The sequence below is a fragment of the Pseudoalteromonas sp. SG43-1 genome (assembly GCF_014164415.1).
Taxonomy (GTDB): Bacteria; Pseudomonadota; Gammaproteobacteria; order Enterobacterales; family Alteromonadaceae; genus Pseudoalteromonas; species Pseudoalteromonas distincta.
Genome location: NZ_JACJFD010000008.1, coordinates 73,638 through 94,399, shown reverse-complemented (window position 1 = coordinate 94,399; position 20,762 = coordinate 73,638). Strand labels below are relative to the sequence as shown.

Annotated in this window: 16 protein-coding genes and 1 riboswitch; of the genes, 9 read left to right on the top strand and 7 right to left on the bottom strand. The window is 39.3% G+C overall.

Features of this window, described 5'->3' with window-relative positions:
• Together H5159_RS08285 and H5159_RS08280 are read right to left on the bottom strand one after the other, a co-directional pair.
• Complete coding sequence (locus H5159_RS08285; RefSeq protein ID WP_182720275.1) at positions 1-903, bottom strand: ketopantoate reductase family protein; 903 nt, start codon at positions 901-903, stop codon at positions 1-3.
• The gene (locus tag H5159_RS08280; protein WP_002958754.1) at positions 896-1,249 is read right to left on the bottom strand and encodes a VanZ family protein; all 354 of its coding nucleotides are present in this window, start codon (positions 1,247-1,249) and stop codon (positions 896-898) included. Before H5159_RS08280 ends, H5159_RS08285 begins: the two co-directional genes overlap by 8 nt.
• A gap of 152 nt (positions 1,250-1,401) precedes the next feature.
• On the opposite strand from H5159_RS08280, the gene H5159_RS08275 reads away from it, so the two are divergent.
• From H5159_RS08275 to H5159_RS08265, 3 genes are all read left to right on the top strand, one after another.
• Complete coding sequence (locus H5159_RS08275) at positions 1,402-1,884, top strand: YajQ family cyclic di-GMP-binding protein (protein WP_002958753.1); 483 nt, start codon at positions 1,402-1,404, stop codon at positions 1,882-1,884.
• Between the two features lie 188 nt (positions 1,885-2,072).
• On the top strand, positions 2,073-2,867 hold the full coding sequence (locus H5159_RS08270) for a transporter substrate-binding domain-containing protein (protein ID WP_182780125.1): 795 nt from the start codon (positions 2,073-2,075) through the stop codon (positions 2,865-2,867).
• 54 nt (positions 2,868-2,921) lie between these two features.
• Positions 2,922-3,106, top strand: a riboswitch (cobalamin riboswitch).
• 36 nt (positions 3,107-3,142) lie between these two features.
• Entirely contained in the window at positions 3,143-4,969 is a 1,827-nt protein-coding gene (locus H5159_RS08265; RefSeq protein ID WP_182732743.1) for a TonB-dependent receptor domain-containing protein, read from the top strand.
• A gap of 77 nt (positions 4,970-5,046) precedes the next feature.
• On the opposite strand, the gene msrA is transcribed toward H5159_RS08265, so the two are convergent.
• The 3 genes from msrA to H5159_RS08250 all read right to left on the bottom strand — a co-directional run bounded on the left by msrA (position 5,047) and on the right by H5159_RS08250 (position 9,823).
• Entirely contained in the window at positions 5,047-5,583 is a 537-nt protein-coding gene (gene msrA, locus H5159_RS08260) for a peptide-methionine (S)-S-oxide reductase MsrA (RefSeq protein ID WP_024595951.1), read from the bottom strand.
• 85 nt (positions 5,584-5,668) lie between these two features.
• Positions 5,669-8,767, bottom strand: a complete 3,099-nt coding sequence (locus H5159_RS08255) for an efflux RND transporter permease subunit (protein ID WP_024603401.1) — start codon at positions 8,765-8,767, stop codon at positions 5,669-5,671.
• Positions 8,768-8,770: 3 nt separating this feature from the next.
• Positions 8,771-9,823, bottom strand: a complete 1,053-nt coding sequence (locus tag H5159_RS08250) for an efflux RND transporter periplasmic adaptor subunit (RefSeq protein WP_002958748.1) — start codon at positions 9,821-9,823, stop codon at positions 8,771-8,773.
• Positions 9,824-10,069: 246 nt separating this feature from the next.
• Here H5159_RS08250 and H5159_RS08245 point away from each other — a divergent pair, with 246 nt between their 5' ends.
• The 6 genes from H5159_RS08245 (at position 10,070) to H5159_RS08220 (ending at position 15,515) form a co-directional block, all read left to right on the top strand.
• Positions 10,070-10,774 (top strand): DUF2982 domain-containing protein, encoded by a 705-nt coding sequence (locus H5159_RS08245; RefSeq protein ID WP_024596874.1) that lies wholly within the window; start codon positions 10,070-10,072, stop codon positions 10,772-10,774.
• A 22-nt stretch (positions 10,775-10,796) separates the two neighbouring features.
• Positions 10,797-11,129, top strand: a complete 333-nt coding sequence (locus H5159_RS08240; RefSeq protein WP_182780124.1) for a hypothetical protein — start codon at positions 10,797-10,799, stop codon at positions 11,127-11,129.
• Between the two features lie 69 nt (positions 11,130-11,198).
• Entirely contained in the window at positions 11,199-12,848 is a 1,650-nt protein-coding gene (locus H5159_RS08235) for a DUF1566 domain-containing protein (protein ID WP_182780123.1), read from the top strand.
• A gap of 9 nt (positions 12,849-12,857) precedes the next feature.
• Positions 12,858-13,376, top strand: coding sequence for a DUF1566 domain-containing protein (locus H5159_RS08230; protein WP_182780122.1), 519 nt, complete (start codon positions 12,858-12,860; stop codon positions 13,374-13,376).
• A 166-nt stretch (positions 13,377-13,542) separates the two neighbouring features.
• A complete protein-coding gene (locus tag H5159_RS08225; protein ID WP_024596878.1) occupies positions 13,543-14,460 on the top strand; it encodes an ExeA family protein in 918 nt (305 codons plus the stop codon).
• An 11-nt stretch (positions 14,461-14,471) separates the two neighbouring features.
• Positions 14,472-15,515, top strand: a complete 1,044-nt coding sequence (locus H5159_RS08220; RefSeq protein WP_182716091.1) for a general secretion pathway protein GspB — start codon at positions 14,472-14,474, stop codon at positions 15,513-15,515.
• Between the two features lie 52 nt (positions 15,516-15,567).
• Here the strand turns inward: H5159_RS08220 and H5159_RS08215 are convergent, their stop codons facing one another.
• Positions 15,568-16,761, bottom strand: a complete 1,194-nt coding sequence (locus H5159_RS08215; protein WP_024604443.1) for an HD-GYP domain-containing protein — start codon at positions 16,759-16,761, stop codon at positions 15,568-15,570.
• Positions 16,762-16,879: 118 nt separating this feature from the next.
• The gene (gene putA, locus H5159_RS08210; RefSeq protein ID WP_024596881.1) at positions 16,880-20,683 is read right to left on the bottom strand and encodes a bifunctional proline dehydrogenase/L-glutamate gamma-semialdehyde dehydrogenase PutA; all 3,804 of its coding nucleotides are present in this window, start codon (positions 20,681-20,683) and stop codon (positions 16,880-16,882) included.
• Positions 20,684-20,762: the final 79 nt, after the last annotated feature.

Below are 20,762 nucleotides of genomic sequence, written 5' to 3'. Positions count from 1 at the left end.
TTATACCACGCTTTTTTTTGCCTGAATTTTGACTAGCAACTCATCGTTGAAAGGCGTTGGAATACTGTGAAGTTTACCTTGTTGGCTAATATAGCCACATATAGCTGATATTTCGGTTTCTCTATTGTGAGCTATATCTTGCTGCATTGATGAGTAATTATTTGCGGTTAATTCCATTATTTTATAAGCGGTATTGAGAGCTTTAATTAATGGAATATTAAGCCCTTGAGCCTTTGCAATATTACACGCTTCAGTGAGTGCATTAAAAATTATTGTATTGTACTTAGGTGCACGTAATTCACCATTTTTTACATTACTTAAAGCGCTTAATGGGTTAATGGCAATATTGACGAGTAGCTTTTCAAAACGAAGCTGCTGAATGTTATTAGTAAACTTTAGGTTGGGTATTACTTTAAAAATATCAGCTATTGGCGCACTATTTTGAAGTGCAAGCTCATTACAGCCACCAATAACGCTTTGTCCTTCACCTGTGTGTTGCACAATATATTGGTTTGATTTAAAGCCCGCTATGCTTGTCGTTAAAAAGTAGAGTGCTTGATGAGTGTTTAGCTGGTTATTTATCTCATCAACGTTGCCCATTCCATTATGCGAAAGTACAACAGAGCAATGTGTCGGTAAAAATGGCTTTATTTGAGAAAACGCATCAAGCACTTGAAAAGCTTTAACGGTAAATAAAATTACATCAAATTCAGTTGCTTTATCTAGCTGATTTAATGAAATAAATTTAGCGTCAATTTTTTTTGATGCACCCTTAGCTCTGCTGTAAAAGCGGGTGTTTGTTGGGTTTTTACGAGTTAAAACACTGACATTATGCGATGCGCTCAAAAAGTGGCTCAGCAATAAGCCAATAGCGCCATCGCCAACGATTAAAATATTAGCCATGTGGGTTCTTTTTTCGAGGTGTAAAAATTACTCTAAGTAAAAAGTAGCTTGCAGCACCTGCAAAATCAGCAAAAAAATCACCAAGTGATGCTTGCCTATAAGGAAGTGCGTCTTGCATTATTTCTATCGAGGCGCCATAGCCTGCTAACAAGAGTATTTGAGCATATAAAGGAAGCTTAAAAGCCTTATCCATTATTATGGCTAATATAAAAAAAATCCCAAAATGGGCGACTTTATCAACATGAGGGAATAAATTTACAACGCCACCTTTTATTTCTTTAGCAAATAAAAAGGTGAAAGCCACTATGCTGATTAAAAAAACTGCTTGATAAACACGCCTTGTCACGACAAATCCTAAAATCGCTTAAAAAAGAGGCGCAAGTATATCAAACTAATTTAGTATCGCACCTGAACAAGATGCAGAAAAATGTAAAGATTTATAATTTTAGCGTTATAATTGCCACATAAAATTAAGATTAAATAGTTAGGAGTATACTAATGCCTTCATTTGATATTGTATCTGAAGTAGAAATGAACGAAGCTAAAAATGCGGTTGATAACGCAAACCGTGAACTAGAGACTCGCTTTGATTTTAGAGGCGTTGATGCTTCTATTGAGCTAAACGATAAAACAATTAAGCTTAAAGCAGAAGCTGACTCTCAAGTTATGCAGTTGTTCGATATTTTAGCGGGAAAAATTTCAAAGCGCGGTATGGATGTAGCTAGTTTAGAACTTCAAGATATTAGCCGTGCAGGAAAAAATGTATTTCGTAACGTTGGGTTAAAGCAAGGTATCGAAAAAGACATGGCCAAAAAAGTGGTTAAAGCCATTAAAGATTCAAAAGTTAAAGTACAAGCCGCTATTCAAGGCGAAGAAGTGCGTGTGACAGGTAAAAAGCGTGACGATCTTCAAGAAGCAATGCAGGTAGTACGCAGTGCCGATTTAGGTCAGCCTTTTCAGTTTAAAAACTTTCGCGACTAATTTATAAACTGTTTTTAATAAAAGTGCTTTAATTTGTCTATATTTGCAGACAGATTAAAGCTACTTAATTTTTTACAACTTTCCCACCTTATCCTCTCGTAGTTCTGCATGTATTAATCCACTTTTTGATATTTAAGCTATTATATTTAATTGAATATAATAAAAACTTCACTCTAGAAGGTATTAAAATGAGACCCCATCAATTATTTCTGTTATTTGTTTTGCTTATATTTGCCAAGCCAAGCTTATCAAAGCCAGTTGATATTGATGTATTGGTCGAAGATGGCTACTTTCCGATTGTTATTAACGCGCAAAAAAAGCAGGGCTTTGCTCCTGAGTTTATTAATATTTTAAACGACGCACAGGAGGAATTTAACTTTATACTTATTTCTTTACCTGTAAAAAGGCTTACTTTGTCTGTTGAAAAAAATAACTTCGACGTTTTATTTTTAATGGCAATGCAATGGTTGCCAAAAAAAACGCAGAAAAATATTGAAAAAACTGAATTTTATACCATCACCAAAAACGAGCTTTATACACTCAAAGAGAATGCATCAGAGCAAACTTATTTTGACAATCTGGACAAATTAACCAAAGTTGGGGTTTTAGGGTACTCGTATCAATTTGCAGGATTTAATACAAATGCCGAATACTTGAGAGAAGAGCACCAGGTAAGCCTTACAATCGATGAATTCAATGTAGTTAAAATGCTGCTATTAAGGCGCGCTGAAGTCGGGGTTTTAAACAGTATTGCTTATCAGTATTTTAAAAAGCAGAATATCTTAAATATGGATTTACTATTTAAGAGTGACGTACCAGATGCAGTGTATGAAACACATTTTTTGATTAACTCACAATCAAATAAAATATCTAGTCGCAAAATGGATGAAATATTAAATTTACCTACTACACAAATGCAACTTCAGAAGCTACTTGATAAGTACGGTATTCCTTCAAGCTATAATAATACAGCACTGAACTGAAATAGCTTTTAGCTATATAGACGTCCATTGACATTTGTAAACAAAATGCTCACAATGACGGCATATTTTCAAGGTGCTTGCTAGCCACTTCATGTAATGATTTTTTTAGCAGGATAATCGGGAAGTTGGTGCGTTTTCATGATGACTACAAGCCCAACACTGCCCCCGCAACGGTAGAGTATTGCATGTTTTTATGTGCTTACTGAGTCCGGAGACCGGCCTTGATGCAATCTTACTTACTTAAATCTTTGCGGTGGGCAAAGGTAGGGGATCTCATGTTAAACAAAACAACTCTAGGCGTTGCAATTTCTGCTGCGCTTTCATTTTCTGTGTCTGGTGCAGAGCAATCAATTGAAAAAATAACCGTTACAGCTAATAAGTTTGAGCAATCAATTAACGACGTTTTAGTGAGTGTAAATGTTATTGAACGTGCTGAAATAGAAGCTAGTAACGTTCGCGATTTACCTACACTTTTAAGCACGCGAGTGGGTTTTCAAGTTAATCCAAACGGTGGTTTTGGTCAAAATACAGGTGTGTCACTTCGTGGTACAGGCTCTGGCGATACGTTGATTTTAATTGACGGTGTACGTACAGGCTCAGCAACACTTGGTCAAAAAGCACTAAATAATGTCCCTTTAAATAGTATTGAACGCATAGAAATTATTAAAGGCTCTCGCGCGGCTGTTTATGGCTCTGATGCACTCGCTGGTGTTATTAATATTATTACGCGTGAGTCAGATAACTTATCCCTAAGCGCTACATTTGGTTCTGACTCTTATCAAAATTATCAAGTTGCAGGTTCTGTAAAATCAGATGATATAACAACAGCATTTAACGCAGGCTTTGAAAAAACAGATAACTTTGATGTACTGCAAGGCGTAGCACCTGATGAAGATGGCTATGAAAATAAAAACCTTGGGTTTAAAGTAAACTACACCGATGCACATTACGGCGACTTTAAGTTATTAGGCCAATACAGTGAAGGTTATGCAGATTACGACAGTAGCTTTAGCCCAGTAGATAGTACGATTGAACGAGATGACTTTAAAAACTATCAACTTTCTGCAGGTTGGAGCAAAAACTACACTAACCAAACGCATAGTATTGATTTAGCGCTTTCAACAGATGATTCAGACAATACATATGTCGATTTTTCAGTTGGGCCAACAACAAGTACCTTTATAACTAAACGCACACAAATTGATTATAACGGCCAGTACCTGTTATCTAATGAACTTAACATTAGTGGTGGTATTAATTGGTACAACGATGATGTGTCGCATAGTTCGCAACCATTTGTTGAAGACAGCCGCGATGTACTTGCTGTGTTTGTAGGTGCTTACTATGATGCAGATAAAGTACTGGCTAATTTAACTGTTCGCCAAGATGATGATGAGCAATTTGGCGACGAAACAACGTATACAGCCGCTGCAGGTTATCATTTATCTGAAGATGCAACATTTCGTATAAGCCAAAGTACTGGCTTTAAAGCTCCTACATTTAACGATTTATATTATCCACTTTATGGTAACCCTGATTTACAACCTGAAAAATCAGTAAACCGTGAGTTAGGTTTGAGTGTAGATTTTGATATCGCGCAAGTTGATATTGCAATATTTAGAAACGATATAGAAGATAAGATTGATTACGATGCAAACTTTGCATTGGCTAATATCGATGAAGCACGTTACGAAGGGGTTGAATTTAGCTTATCTCAGCAGTTTTTTGGTTTTGATAGCAACCTTAACTTTGCTTACTTAAGCGCTGAAGACGAAGAAACGGGCGCAGAGTTGCGTAATGTTGCTAAACGTACTTTTAACTGGGAACTTGCAAAACAGTTTGGTGCTTTTGATGCAAGCTTAGACATGCAATACCGTAGCGACCGACAAGGTGCTGTGACGCGCTTAGGCTCTTATACACTCTGGAACCTAGCGGGTAATTATCAAGTAAATGAACATATTGAAGTTTCACTTCGTGTAGAAAACTTATTTGATAAAGAATATAACGCTGTTGATTCAAACACTGATTTTACAACGGGTGAAGTGTATTACTACAACACGCCAGAGCGTCGCTTTTTTGCAGGCGCAAGCTACCAGTTTTAACGGTATTTATTAATATTAAAAAGCCCGACTTATGTCGGGCTTTTTAATGTGTAGCTAAGTTTAACTACTAAAATTAGCTAGTCAGCTAAGAACTCTTTAAATACGGTTTCAAACTTGTGTAACTTAGGTGCTATTAAAATACTACAGTAACCCTGCTGTGGGTTTTCGTTATAGTAATCTTGATGATAATGCTCTGCTGGATAATACGTAGTGGCAGGGCTGACTTCTGTCACAATTGGCTCAGCGACATGGCTTTGCAGTTGAGCTATCATTTCGTTGGTTTGCTTAAGTTGAGCTTCATCGTGATAGTAAACCACACTTCTATATTGTGTGCCTATATCGTTACCTTGGCGATTCAATTGTGTTGCATCATGCAGTGTGAAAAACATTGCTAAGAGTGTTTCAAAGCTAACTACAGTCGCGTCAAATTCAATTTTAACAACCTCAGCGTGACCGGTTGTGCCTGAGCATACAGAATCATATGTTGGGTTATTTGTTTCACCGCCGGTGTAGCCAGAGCTTACGGTTAGTACGCCATTTACACGTCTAAATGCAGCATCTATACACCAAAAACAGCCGCCACCAAATGTTGCTACTTGCGTTGTTGAGCTCATAAGTATTCCTAAAATGTATATGGGGTTTAAAGGCGAGCATAAATTGTATGCGCCGCAACAACAAGGTTACGGCGCAATTAAGAGGCTAGATCTCTTCGAAAGGTTTTTCAGCGGCTTGTTTGTCTAATTTTTGCTGTAAAAATTCAGGTGATTGAGTGTTACGTGCAAGTGCATAATATGCAGCAGGTACAACAAAAAGAGTTAGTAGGGTCGATACAATAACCCCAGTAAACACGACTACACCTATCACCATACGGCTTTCAGCGCCCGGACCTGAAGCAAGTACTAAAGGTACCGAACTCATAACCGTAGTCAGCGAGGTCATAATAATAGGGCGCAAACGCTGAGTTGCTGCTTGCAAAATAGCTTCACTAAATTCAACGCCTTTATCGCGTAGTTGGTTAGTAAATTCTACAATCAAAATACCGTTTTTAGCACTTAGCCCTATGAGCATGACAATACCTATTTGGCTGTAAATATTTAAGGTAAGTCCTGTAGCCCAAAGTCCGAACATAGCGCCCATTAAACCAAGTGGTACGGTAAGCATGATGACGAACGGATGCATAAAGCTTTCAAACTGTGCTGCCAGTACTAAAAAGGTAACAGTGAGTGCAAGTATAAATACGTAGGTCATCGCTGATGCGCCTTCGTAATAAAGCTGCGACTCGCCTTTGTAATCTACGGCGCCATCTATATCGTTTTCTTGCGCGGCTACTTCGTTTAAAAAGTTAAGCGCTTGCTCAAGCGTATAACCGTCGGCTAAGTTGGCGCTTAATGTAATTGCGCGCATACGGTTGTATCGGTTTAAGCGCGATGCGGTTGCTTCTTCTTTTAAGCTGATAAGGCTATCAAGTGGGACTAGTTCACCGCTTCGTGATTTAAGATATATATTTGAAATGTCAGTAGGGTTAGTAAAGTCTTCTTTAGTCCCTTTTAAAATTACATCGTATTCTTCACCACGGTCAATAAAGGTTGTAACACGGCGCTGGCCAAGCATTGTTTCAAGTGTACGGCCTACATCAGATACAGAAACGCCTAAATCAGCGGCCTTGTTTTTATCTATGCTGACTAAAAACTGCGGGAAGGTTTCTTTATAATCATGATCGATTCTTACTAAACCTGGGTTTTGTTCAGCACGCTTAATTATACGGTCACGCCAATCGGCAAGTTGTGCATAATCATTACCTTGCAATACAAACTCAATAGGGCGAGATGAACCACCACCGCCAATACCACGGCGCATAATGGCAAATGCACGAACATCGGTAACTTCTTGCATTTTACCGCTTATTTCGTCCATTACTTCCCATGTTGAGCGTTTGCGTTTATCCCAATCGGCCATACCAACAATAGCAACACCGCCGCTGCCACCCCAGCCAGGTACTCGAACAAGTACGCGACTTAGCTCACCTGCTTGCGAGTAAGGCATTAAGCGTTCTTCAATTTTAGCCATATTAGCGGCATTATTTTCATAACTTGCGCCCTCAGGGCCGCTCATCATAATAAAGAACGTGCCACGGTCTTCTTTTGGCGTTAGCTCAGAGGGGACTTGTAAAAACAACGAGTAACTAACAAAGCCCGCTAATAATAGGCTCACCATTAAACCCCATTTACGGGTTATGTTGGTGGAGAGTGAATTACGGTAACTTACTTCAATTTTAGTAAACTGGCGGTCCATCCATTGGCTAAATTTATTTGGTTTGTCTGATACTTTAAGTACTTTAGAACACAAGGCTGGTGCGAGAGTCAGCGCTGTAACACTTGAGAAAAATACGGCAGCACTTACCGCCATTGCAAACTCAGTAAATAATGCCCCTATACGGCCATCCATAAACACCAATGGCACAAACACCGATATTAGTACAAGCGTGGTTGCGACAATGGCAAAACCAACTTCACGCGCACCTCTATATGCAGCTAGTAATGGCGGCTCACCCAGTTCAATACGACGGTGAATGTTTTCAAGCATTACAATGGCATCATCTACTACTAAACCAATAGCCAGTACTAATGCAAGTAAAGTTAGTAAGTTGATTGAGTAGCCCATTGCTAATAAAAACATAAAGCTACCAACAAGTGCGACCGGTACGGTAACCGCAGGAATAAGCGTTGCTCGTATATTGCCTAAAAACAAAAATATAACGAGTACGACTAAACCCATAGAGATGGCAAGTGTGCTGTAAACTTCACTAATTGATTCTTTAATAAATACAGACGAATCGTAGCTGTCTTGAATTGTGGTGCCTTCAGGTAGGTTACGTTTGATTTTTTCAAGTTCACTGCGTGCGTTATCTACTACGGTAAGCGTGTTTGCTTTAGCTTGTTTTACAATTCCTAGGCCAATCATGTTGCGCCCGTTACCACGAAATAAGCTTTCGTCATCGGCAGCTTCTAATTTTACGTCGGCAACTTCACCTAAACGCACTAAATAACCTTCTTCACCACGTTTAATAACAAGGTTTTTAAAATCGCGCTGATCTTTATAACTACGTGCGGTACGCACGGTAAAGTCGCGATCTATTGATTCTATTTCGCCGGCAGGTAATTCAACGTTTTCTGTACGCAGTGTATTTTCAATATCGCTTGAGGTAATACCGCGTGCAGCCATTGCTTGGCGGTTTAGCCAAATTTTCATGGCGTATTGGCGCTCACCACCAATACGCACGTTAGATACACCATCTACAACGGCTAAACGGTCAACGATAAAGCGCTGTGCGTAATCAGAGAGCTGTAACGAGTCCATTGTTTCGCTGTTTAATACAAACCATGCGATTGGGCTTTCATCACTATTTGACTTAGACACTTCTGGTGGGCGTACCTGATCGGGTAAACTATCAAGTGCACGTGCTACACGTTCGCGTACATCGTTAGATGCGGCATCTATATCGCGGTTAATATCAAACTCAATGGTAATGTTTGAACGCCCATTACGACTAGATGAGTTTATACTTTTAATGCCTTCAATACCGGAAATTCGATTTTCTATTATTTGCGTTATTTTTGTTTCTATAATTTCGGCAGAAGCACCTGTGTATTCAGTGCTGATATTTACTATTGGTGTTTCAATATCAGGGTACTCACGAAGTGGCAGCATAGTAAATGCAACCAGACCAAAAGTAAGAAGCAGTAAATTAATTACTATGGCAAAAACGGGGCGTTTAACGCTAGTATCAGTAATTTTCACGTATTACCCCTTTACGCTTACTTTACTACCAGAGCGAATTTTTATTAGCCCTTCAGTAACAATTTGCTCGCCATCATTTAAACCTTCATCGATAGCAACCCAGCCATTATTTCTGCCAGCAACATGCACTTCAACCTTATTGGCTACTCCGTCTTGAATTTGAAAAACAAAGTGTTTGTCTTGTAAAGGGATAACCGCTTTTTCTGGCACCATTAAAGCTTGGTTACTGCTTAGCTCAAGTGCTGTATTTAGTAACATACCAGGGCGAAGTAATCCTGATTTATTAGCAAAACTTGCAGTTACTTCAACACTGCGTGTTACCGAATCAATACGCGAGCTAATATGCGTTACCTTGCCGTTAAATGTCTGCCCTGGGTAGGCATCGTTTTGGGTAAGTACTTTCATACCTATGTTTAATTGTGCTAAATATTTTTCAGGTACTTTGAAGTCAACTTTAATAATACTAATATCATCAAGTGTGGTGATTATTGTTGTGTTGCTTACGTAGGCGCCAACTGATATTTCACGCTTACCTAACAGGCCTGAAAATGGCGCGGTAATAGTCATTTCATTTAACTTTGTTTTAGCGCTTTCTAGTTGAGCTTCAGTGGCATCAACACGAGATAATTGTTCTTCAAGTAATGACTTTGCCGTTGATTGCGAGCGTGAAAGTTCGGTAAGGCGATCTAACTGGCGTTTTTCCTCACGTAAGTTAATACCGAGTTCTTTAACTGCAAGTTGCTCTTGTTGGCTTTGTAACTGTACTAATTTTTGTCCTTTACTGACTAAGTCGCCATCTTTAAAATATATATCTGTGACATAATCGTTTTGCGCACTTTTTATATAAATAGCTTGGTTTGCACGTGCACTACCGATGGCCTCTATCATCACTGCGTTTTCCTCAGAGGTAACAGTATGAGCCGTTACTTGGGTAGACATTTGTGATGAATCGGCTTGTTCGCCGTGGCTAGCGGGTAAATATAAATAAACGCTAAATATTAGAAGTAACGTAATAATAAATGGAAAAAGTGCTTTACCTGATTGTCTTGAGTACATTGATTTCATACCTGAAAATGAATTGTAAGTATTGTACGAAATAAGACCGTGAAAAGACGGTTATGTATCTCATAAATTTGTGCGTTAAGCGTAAAAGTAAATAAGATTTATTCATTGTTCCTATTTTGTTGAGGAAAAAGCGGTAATGTATGAAATTTAAAACTAGCTGTAACTTATGTATAACAACAAGAAAGGTCATAATTTTGGGCATTATTATGTTTGTTTTTTATATGGTGTTTTACCAATATGGATAAATCTGACAATGTCATTAAGTTTCGGGCACAGGGCGCGCGAAACGCAATTGAGGCGATTGTTGTAGGTGCTATAGGCTTAGTCTTTATTATGTTATTTAATTTACTGAGGCCGGGTGAGATTAGCATACTTGAAATATTTTTAGTGAGCTTGTGCCTTGTGGCTATTTTTATTGGATTTTTAAAATCTCAAGAACCATACCATAGCCTTATATTAAGCGAATCTGAGCTCGTTTATTGCCACAAGTACGGAGCTTGGTGTATGCCTCATAGTAACTTTCATCACAGTGGAATACCCAAAGTAGAAGATGGCTTTGACTATTTAGAATTAAATGCGGTTGGCGTTAAGGTAAATGATATAGACGACTTTTTATCAAGCATAGCGCCTAGAATTGCAGGGAAATTATTAATAGAGCAGCGTAATTTATTTATGCAAGTTGTTCAAAAACATTGCAAAAATGGCAATTGCCCATCAGAATGGTTAATAGAAGATACACATTACACATCCCATAAAGGGATAAGCTATACTGGGCTTATAGCCATGTTTGCTAATAGAACTAAGCACCTTCAGCAGCTAACAGGTTACGATTTATTATTGCCTGCCAGCGTGTTAGATAGAGATATTTGGGCATTTAGTGCTAACTTAAATAAGTGGAAGCGCGAGCCTAGTCAGTTTATAGCGTCGCAGCTTAGTAATTAAGCTACGACTGTAGGAAAGAAAAATGAGTCAAGAGAGAGCCTTTTTAAAAAGTGGTCGAAACACCATAATACATAAAGATAAAAAGCATGATTTAGTGATTGTAAACTCTGAAATTCATCCTCGAATTAAAGTAACGCAACATGGTCTGGAGCCATTTAAAGAAGAATTACCTAAAAACCGCCGTGATGCAAAAGAGCGTTATTTAGAAATGGTTTATGTAAGTAGCGCTGATGTATTTGGCGAAGAAAAGCAGTTGCTGTTTATTCAAGCTCTAGACGGGCGTGAATACAAAATAGATTACAGTAAAATCGGTACGAAGTTGTTTGTACGTATTCATCAAGACGCATATATGTAGTACTTTAATGGCATCTTTATTGCTAGTGATTACACTATAGTAATTATTTGACATAATAAGGTGCTGCGTATGAAAGCGTTTGCTTTAATCCCCCTCATTTCTTGTAGTTTACTGAGTGCGTGTGGAGGCGGTGGCGGTGATAGCGATAATACAGTTGTTGAAACGTCTGTTAATGCTGGAGCCGATTTACAAATTATCGAAAAATCTGAATTTACCATCACAGCACAAGGTTCCCCCGCTGATGGTACGTTTTCATGGCAACAAGTTAGTGGCCCAAGCATAGAAGGTTTCCCCCTTGAAGGCGCTGAGCAAACACTTACTGCACCTGACGTAAAAACTGATAGTGAAATAATATTAAGAGTGAGCTATCAAAGTACAGGTAGTAGCGCTGTTAGTGACGACATTTCTATTTCAGTGAGCTCTAATAACCAACTACCTCTTGCTGTTGTTACACAAACATCTCCTGAAACACTTCCCTCTGTATACAAAGATACAGTTACTTTGAGCGCCCTAGAGTCGAGCGATCCTGATGATAATGGCCAAATTGATAGTTATTTGTGGCAATTGCTATCGGGTCCTGATTTAGATATTGAGAGTTTTAATGAATCAACTCTTAGCTTTTCTCATCCATTACTTGAAAGTAACGTGAATTTATCTTGGCAGCTAACTGTCACTGATGATGAGGGTGGCGAGGCGAGCACTCAATATTCAATGACACTCAACAAAACAAATGAGTTAGTAGATGCAAATGCAGGCGCAGATCAAAATGTTGAAGAGTTTGAACAAGTAACGCTTGATGCAACAAATAGCGAAACCGTTACCGATACCTATAAGTGTAAATGGCAACAACTTACCGGTAATAGCGAAACATTAAGCAATAGCGACCAATGTACAACGACATTTTTTGCCTCAGATGTTGATACTGAGTCTACATTGAGCTTTGAAGTCACGGTAACCGACTCAAAAGGACGCACCGATACAGACTCTTTATTTGTTGATGTATCACCCAAAGCACTTGGACTCATCAACGATAGTGGTGTTGGTGAGTGTTATAACAATACTCAACGTATTAATTGTGAGAGTTATGACTTTCCAGCGCAAGATGCAGAGCTTGGACGTGATAGCTATGCAAACCGCTTAGATAAAGTTGGCAAAGGTAATTTAGCGTTTGATTACACTAAACTTAATGAGTTTGCTGATGAAGTTGGTGATGATAGTAGTGAATTTACCTGTATACGCGATAATGTTACTGGGCTTGTATGGGAGGTGAAAAGTGTGGCATCTGGCACGGTACCAAATACTTCGTTACGTGATGGTCAAAATCATTACTTTTGGGATGTAGGGAATACGACTTTTACCGATACCAGTACAGCCAATTCAACGTGTCCGGACAATACAAGTTGTGGAGTACAAAGTTATATAAACGAAGTTAATGATTTAGATTTTTGTGGTGGTACAAACTGGCGATTACCTACTTATACAGAGCTTTTGGGCTTAATTGATTACGGTAAACAAGGGCAAAGTATATTAATTGATGAGGCATTTTTTCCTAATATGCCAAGTGAAAGTGCATTAAGCCATTTACGTTACTGGACCTCACAAACAGCAGCTGATGGTACCAGTTTATCTCAAGCATATATCATTGATATGAGTGATGGTAACGACCTTGCTTATCCAAAAGAAAATACTGCTTATGTACGTTTAGTTAGAAGTCGTTAGGAGAAAATAATGAAATTAAAATTACTCTATGCACTAGCAACTATAAGCTTGAGCTTTAATATTGCAGCGGCGCAAACGTGCTACGACGGTGCAGATACCACAACACCGACAAATAGATTTACTATAAATACAGATGGCACAGTGTCTGATAGTGAAACAGGCCTTATGTGGCAACGCTGTAGTTATGGGCAAACTTACAATACAGAGACACAACTTTGTGAGGGCTCAACACCTTCTCTTACTTGGCAAGAAGCACTTCGTGGTGCTAAAAATGATACAACCGCAGATTACGATGATTGGCAAATGCCTAACATTAAAGAATTGGCGAGTATTTTAGAGCACAGTTGCACAGAGCCGAGTATTAATGAAGACGTATTTTTGGGCACTAAGCTTCAAAACTATTGGTCAAATACATCGGGTGTAAGCACAATGAGCTCAGCGTGGGTTTATCAATTTGATAGTGGGTTGAATAGCTTACATGCTAAAACCAGTAATGTGTATTTACGGTTAGTGCGCTACGAAGAGTAAAATGCATACTAAGATTAGACAGACAAAAGTGCAGCCTTAAAACAGCTGCACTTTTTTTGTTTTACATAAATTTACGTTATTTCAATAATAAAGCGCTTACAACGTTGTCACTCAGCGCATTTTTTTGCCATTATAGGCCGTGATTTAATTACGAAGGAACATCACGGTGTATTTAAGCTATTTTGGCCTGAACGAAAAACCTTTTTCGATCTCGCCCAACCCTCATTACTTATTTTTAAGTGAACGACATAAAGAAGCCTTAGCACACCTTACCTATGGATTAGGTGAAGACGGTGGTTTTGTATTATTAACAGGTGAAGTAGGTACAGGTAAAACAACAATTACCCGCAGTATGTTAGAGCAGCTTCCTGAAAACACTCAAGTAGCGATGATCCATAATCCAGCGCTTTCAGAGCTGGAGTTATTAGCCAGTATTTGTGATGAGCTCAACATTAGTTACGATGTTCATAATGCGACGCTTAAAAGTCTTACCGATATTATAAAAAAGCATTTAGAGACTAATAATAAATCGGGCGGGCACACTATACTTATTATTGACGAAGCACAATTACTTGCCCCTAACGTGCTTGAGCAATTACGTTTGCTGACAAATATAGAAACCGATCATAAAAAATTATTACAAATAGTATTGGTTGGTCAACCAGAGCTGCAAGAACTTTTGAAGCGCAACGAATTAAGGCAACTTGCCCAGAGGATAACGGCTCGTTACCATTTATTACCACTTACGCAAGGCCAAACAGTCGCTTACATAAAGCATCGGTTACATATTGCAGGGTGTGATAAAGGAATCTTTTCGATGGATGCCATGCAAGCTGTTCATCAATTAACTGGCGGTGTGCCACGATTAATGAACTTGGTCTGTGAGCGTGCTTTAGTTGGGACTTTTGCAAAGCAGCAGTTGATAGTTGATAGCGATATAATAAAAAAATCAGCCCATGAGTCATTACCCATGGATTTTGTCGCACCGGTTAACGAAGCTAACAAAGCAACGTCATTTGTACCCTATAGCCTTGCATTCGCTGCTTTATTTGCCGTAGGCATTGGGCTTTCATTTATTTTATAGTTAGGTAAGTTATGTCTTATTTATTAGATGCGCTAAAGCAGTCGCAGCAATCAGATATGAGTGCTGAACAGTACGACTTACAATCTGAGCAGTTAAAGCAACAGCAAGCACTTAAGCGTTATAGACGATTAGCATTAGTATTTGGTACAAGCTTAGCTGCTTTTATTGCGGTAGCGGGTGGCTTTACCGCCGGAAAGTGGTTTCAAAGTACGACTTTATTAAACGCAGCGGAACCCGCTGTAATTAAGGTGGTTGAAAGCGAAAAATCATCGCCTAACAAAGACGTTAAAGAGGAAGATGCTGAAGCTGAAGCTGAAAAACAGCAAGTAGCTAAGTTGGAGCCTGCTAAAGTAGCTCCAACAAATACTGCAACGATTGAAGGGCAACTTGTGCATGTGCAAACCCCCAATGGTGTACAGCAAATGTTATTAACCCCAAATGGTCAGTATATTCCTATGCCGTCGAGCCAGGTCACGAGCGCAGCAGGTTATAATCAGCAAAACATGCAACAAGTAATGCCTGTTCAAAATTATAATCAGCCAGCGTTTAACCCACAAAGTAATTACAATCCAAATAATGCACAAAACACTGCGGTATTTGGGCAAAATCAAAATACCGCATCGGCTCAACTTGATATGAGTAAATATAAAGTATTGGGTAAGCCAATTAATGGCAGCACCCAATCTCAACAGACGAGTGACCCTGAGCTTGATGCTGTGCCTACAACTCTTAAAAATGCATTTGCGCAAGCTATACAAGATGTCGAAAAAAACCAAGATTATGAAGTTACTCAAGCGTCAAAAACGTCATCACGTGTTGAGCCTGTTGAGTTATTACCTGATGGTTTGCAATCAATGTTACCTAGTATTAAATATCAAGCGCATATATATTCATCGAGTGCTGATAAACGTTGGATCAAGCTAAATGGCCGAGAATTACACGAAGGAGAAAGCATAGGAGCTCTAACAGTCACAGAAATTACACCTGAGCAAAGTGTGCTAGATTTTGATGGTTATGAGTTTAGCTTAAAAGCTTTGCAAGACTGGCCGCAGTAAGCGCTTAGTTATCTGTTGAGAGCTCGGTAGAATATTGAGCTCTCAATAGTGCTTAGGATAATATTGAATTTTTATAAAAGCGTTCTAAATCAATGTTATATTCTTTAGGTTTAATCGCTGACTCAAGAGTGTCTACAGTTTTTTTATTAGATAAATCAATATCTTTTACTTCGGTGTAGCGGCTATGCTTAGCGCTGTAAAATGTTTTAACGACAGGTTTTAGTGGTGCCCCCGGATTACTCTCGGTGACCAAACCGACTCTTTGGCTCGATAACCTTACAAGCGTTCCTACCGGATGGATGCCAATACATTGAATAAATTTATTAAGCAGCACAGGATCAAAGCTATCAGGGCACCCGTCTTTTAATATTTTAAACGCCTTTATTGGCTCCATGCCTGCTTTATAAACACGTTCTGCGGTAAGTGCATCATAAACATCTACAATTGACGCCATACGCACATACTGACTTATCTCGTCACCTTTTTTACCAAACGGGTAGCCTTTACCATCGAGTCTTTCGTGGTGCATACCTGCAATATCTACCGCGATTCCTGTTAAGCCAGAGTCTTCTAATATCTCTTTACTGAAAAGCGAATGCATTTTCATTATTTTAAATTCGTCGTCTGTAAAGCGGCCAGGTTTGTTTAGCACTTCATCAGGGATTTTTATTTTACCAATGTCGTGTAATAGTGCGCCGGTAGTCAGCTCAACAATAGTGTCTTTCTCTATATTTAAGTGTTTTGCAAAAATACCCATTAATATTGATACATTAATTGAGTGCTCAAGTAGGTAGGCATCTTTTTGGCGCATTTGGGTAAGGCAGGCTAGGGCATCTTGATTTCTAAAAACAGAATCCATAAAGCCACTTGCCAGTTCTCTAAACGGCCCTATATCTATATCACGGCCAGCTTTTATATCTTTAAATGCTTTTATTTGCAGTGTTTTTGCTTCGTCATAAAGCTTTTTTGCTTTTCCCATTTCTTGCTCAGCGCTGTTTATTTTTTGCCAAGGATTACGCTTTATTTTTGTTGTAGGTGTAGCGATAGGATCTTTTTCAGGGACTGAATCAATGAGGGTTTTATCTGGGTCGATTTCTACTTCTAAAATACCTGCTTTTATCAGGTTATTAATACCAGCTTGAGTTTTAACCCAGCCTTGGTTTTTAATTTTAATGCTGCCAGTTTGTTTGGTAACGCTTTGCACAAACATACCTGGGACTAACTTAGTAATAGGAATGGTTTTCAATTTCACGGCTTCAGTTGTTAATCTACTTTTAAACTAACAAACTTATACGTAACGACCAAATAAAAAAGGCACTTTACAGTGCCTTTTTTTATTTTTTAGTGAAAAACTATTAGCTTAATTATTCATCATCTTCAACAAGCGTCATTAGCGAGGTATTACCGCCTGATGCTGTTGTATCAATACTAATTGTTTTTTCAGTAATTAAGCGCTTGATTAATGTATCGTAATACTCAGAGCTAATTACCGGTAAAATTGCGCCTTTACGCTGTGCAAGCTGTTGGCTGAAGTAGCCTAAACGAGACGAGCGAGCGGCAACTACCGCACCAGCTAAATGAGGGTGAGCTAAGATAGCTTGTAACTGATTAGGTTTAGCTACTTGGAAAACACCTTCAGCAACACCTGTAGAGATAAATTTATCTTTAAAGGCAACAGCTTCATCGTAAAACAGCTCAGACGCTACAGTAATTACCGTATTACCTGCGGCAATAGCGGTAATGATAGACAATGCCCAGAAGTTAAATGATGTGCTCTTATCTGCATAACACACTACACAACCACGCGCTTCTAGATGAAGTGTATTAGACTCACCCGTTGGCCCTGGCAGGGTAGTAAATTTACGCATGTGCTTTTCAAGGCGGTTAAGCTGTGCACGAGCTTCTGATAATGTTAATGCTAAATCGTCTGCTAAATCGTCGATAATTTCTACCGTCGCGATTTTAGCAAGCAACTGACGCACAGCCGAAACACGGTCGTTTAGTGGTGTTGCACGCCAGATTTTTTCATCGCGCATTGAGTTAGCCATTAGCTTTTTAACTTGCTCATTTGCACCGCTGTAGTGGTGTAAATCAAGCTCATCTGGCGTCAGGTTTGTCATTTGCACGTTATCTGGTGATGCCTTTTCTTTTACTAAACGTTGAAGGTAGTTAGGGCCACCGGCTTTAGGGCCAGTACCTGATAAACCACGGCCACCAAATGGTTGCACACCAACAATAGCACCAATCATGTTTCGGTTAATGTAAACATTACCCGCACGTGACATTTTAGCAAGGTACTCACAGCGCTCTTCAATACGTGAATGTACACCCATTGTTAAGCCATAACCTGTGTTGTTAATTTGATCCATCACATCATCAAGTTCGCTCGATTTAAAGCGAACAATATGAACACATGGGCCAAATACTTCACGCTTAAGTACTGATAAGTCTTTGATTTCGTATAAACGAGGAGCAAAAAAGTATGCGCCATTTTGCGTGTTATCCGGAATTTTACACTCGTAATGAAGTATAGAGTTACCTTTTAAGTACTCAACGTGCTCATTTAAGTTTTTAAGTGCTTTTTCATCAATTACAGGACCAACATCAGTTGATAGTAACGATGGATCGCCAATGTGTAACTCAGCTAGCGCACCTTTAAGCATTTCGATAATGCCATCTGCTACGTCATCTTGAATGAATAAAACACGAAGAGCAGAACAACGTTGCCCAGCACTTTGAAAACCAGAACTGATCACATCGTCAACTACTTGCTCAGGAAGCGCCGTTGAGTCAACAATCATACAGTTTTGGCCACCTGTTTCTGCAATTAACGGTACTTGAATATCGTTACGTGCAGCAAGTGTTTGAGAAATTAATGTGCCTGTTTCAGTAGAGCCTGTAAACATAACCGCTTGAATGCGTTCATCAGGAACAATTGTTTTGCCTACTTCAGAACCACGAGCAATAACCGGTTGAACAACATGCTCAGGTAAACCAACAGACAACATTAGTTCAATAGCACGAAGGGCGATTAAACTTGTTTGCTCAGCAGGCTTTGCAATTACAGTGTTACCTGTAACAATCGCAGCGGCAACTTGGCCTAAGAATATTGCAAGCGGGAAGTTCCACGGGCTAATACATAAAATAACGCCACGGGCTTCAAAACGCTCATCTTGCGATAGCTCCTCAGCGCGCGCCGCGTAGTAACGGCAAAAATCAACCGCTTCACGTACTTCATCAATACCATCTTGCGCTACTTTACCTGCTTCTTTAATACAGATAGCAACAAGTTCGTCGTGATGACGCTCTAAGATATCAGCAACTCGACGCAGTAAGTTAGCTCGCTCTCTTACTGGTGTTTGTGACCATGACTCAAGTGCAGCTTCAGCGTTAGCCAGTAATACTTTCATCTCTTCGCCAGTTTGCAATTTAACGTGGCCAATGATTTCTTTGTGATTTGCTGGGTTTTTAACAGCTAATGAGCCTTCAGGTACTTGGCTTTGCTCAATTAAGTGCTCGTTAAACCATGTTTCAAGATTCTCTTTGAAAGGGGTAATAACGTTAATGTCGGTTAAATCCATGCCTTTAGAGTTAGCACGTTCTTCACCGTATAAATCAATTGGCATTTTGATTTGCGTATTGTACTTGTTACGCAAGCCTTGCAATGTTTCTACAGGGTCTGGAAGTAATGATTCAACAGGTTTTGTTGTATCAACAATTGCGTTTACAAATGATGAGTTAGCACCATTTTCTAATAAACGACGAACAAGGTACGCAAGGAGGTCTTCGTGTTGACCAACTGGGGCATATACGCGGCATTGAATTTTTTCTTCGTTAACGATTTGGTCGAATAATGACTCACCCATACCGTGCAAACGTTGAAATTCGAAACCAGTGTTGTCGCCTTTGGCTACTTCTAAGATAGTCGCGGCAGTATAAGCGTTATGTGTAGCAAATTGCGGATAAAGCACATCGCGCGCTTCAAGCATTTTAATAGCACACGCTTTGTAAGAAACGTCTGTTGTTGCTTTACGGGTAAATACAGGGTAGTGATCTAAACCATCTTGCTGTGTAGTTTTGATTTCAGTATCCCAGTATGCGCCTTTTACTAGACGTACCATCATCTTGCGACCAACGCGGGTTGCAAGGTCAGTTAGCCATTCAATTACAAAAATAGCGCGTTTTTGATAGGCTTGAACCGCTAAGCCAAATCCTTGCCAATCACCAAGATCTTCATCACTGAATACCGCTTCAATTACATCTAATGAAATATCTAAACGGTCTGCTTCTTCTGCATCAACGGTAAAGCCGATATCGTATTTTTTAGCGGCAAGAGCAAGTTCTTTTAACTTAGGGACTATTTCTTCCATCACACGGTCTTTATGAGTGAACTCATAGCGCGGATGAATAGCAGAAAGCTTAACTGAAATACCAGGGCTCTTAATTGGACCACGACCATTAGCCGCTTTACCAATTGAGTGTATAGCATTCATGTAGCTGTCAAAGTAACGCTTCGCATCTTTCATTGTGCGCGCGCCTTCGCCTAGCATATCGTAAGAATACACATAACCTTTTTGCTCTGTTTCGGCTGCACGTTCAATTGCTTCGTCAATGGTACGACCCATTACGAATTGCTTGCCCATAATTTTCATAGCAAAGTTTACAGACTTACGAATAACTGGCTCACCTAAACGACCAATGGTCTTTTTAAGCATGCCGAACTGTTGTTCTTTAGTTTTGTCTGTGTAGTTAACCATTTTACCGGTAACTAATAATCCCCAAGAAGATGCGTTTACAAATAAAGAATCGCTGCTTCCTAGATGAGAGCTCCAATCACCTTTGGCTAACTTGTCACGAATAAGTACATCTTGAGTTGCTTTATCTGGTACGCGAAGCAGTGCTTCGGCCAAACACATTAATACAACGCCTTCTTCACTAGAGAGTGAAAATTCATTTAAAAGCGCATCAACACCGCCTTGCCCATCTTGCTCTTTACGAATGTTCAAAACAATCTGGCGGGCTCTTTCCCAGGCACGACTTCGTGCTTTTACGCCTACTTCTGCAAGCGGTAAAATATGATCAATAACTGCATTTTCATCTATGCGGTAAAAGTCACGGATTCTTTGTCTGATAGGACAAGTAGTAGTTAAATCGCCGTTGAATAACATAAGCAACCCTCAGGATGTTAAGAATTAAAGTAAAATTAATTACCAATAAATTACCAGTGATATTGTGAGTGCATTCTAA

What these genes read in the sequence shown, in the direction of transcription:
- H5159_RS08285 (WP_182720275.1), bottom strand. Translation starts at nt 903, where the DNA reads ATGGCTAATATTTTAATCGTTGGCGATGGCGCTATTGGCTTATTGCTG.
- H5159_RS08275 (WP_002958753.1), top strand. Translation starts at nt 1,402, where the DNA reads ATGCCTTCATTTGATATTGTATCTGAAGTAGAAATGAACGAAGCTAAA.
- H5159_RS08270 (WP_182780125.1), top strand. Translation starts at nt 2,073, where the DNA reads ATGAGACCCCATCAATTATTTCTGTTATTTGTTTTGCTTATATTTGCC.
- H5159_RS08265 (WP_182732743.1), top strand. Translation starts at nt 3,143, where the DNA reads ATGTTAAACAAAACAACTCTAGGCGTTGCAATTTCTGCTGCGCTTTCA.
- msrA (WP_024595951.1), bottom strand. Translation starts at nt 5,583, where the DNA reads ATGAGCTCAACAACGCAAGTAGCAACATTTGGTGGCGGCTGTTTTTGG.
- H5159_RS08250 (WP_002958748.1), bottom strand. Translation starts at nt 9,823, where the DNA reads ATGTACTCAAGACAATCAGGTAAAGCACTTTTTCCATTTATTATTACG.
- H5159_RS08245 (WP_024596874.1), top strand. Translation starts at nt 10,070, where the DNA reads ATGGATAAATCTGACAATGTCATTAAGTTTCGGGCACAGGGCGCGCGA.
- H5159_RS08240 (WP_182780124.1), top strand. Translation starts at nt 10,797, where the DNA reads ATGAGTCAAGAGAGAGCCTTTTTAAAAAGTGGTCGAAACACCATAATA.
- H5159_RS08235 (WP_182780123.1), top strand. Translation starts at nt 11,199, where the DNA reads ATGAAAGCGTTTGCTTTAATCCCCCTCATTTCTTGTAGTTTACTGAGT.
- H5159_RS08230 (WP_182780122.1), top strand. Translation starts at nt 12,858, where the DNA reads ATGAAATTAAAATTACTCTATGCACTAGCAACTATAAGCTTGAGCTTT.
- H5159_RS08220 (WP_182716091.1), top strand. Translation starts at nt 14,472, where the DNA reads ATGTCTTATTTATTAGATGCGCTAAAGCAGTCGCAGCAATCAGATATG.
- putA (WP_024596881.1), bottom strand. Translation starts at nt 20,683, where the DNA reads ATGTTATTCAACGGCGATTTAACTACTACTTGTCCTATCAGACAAAGA.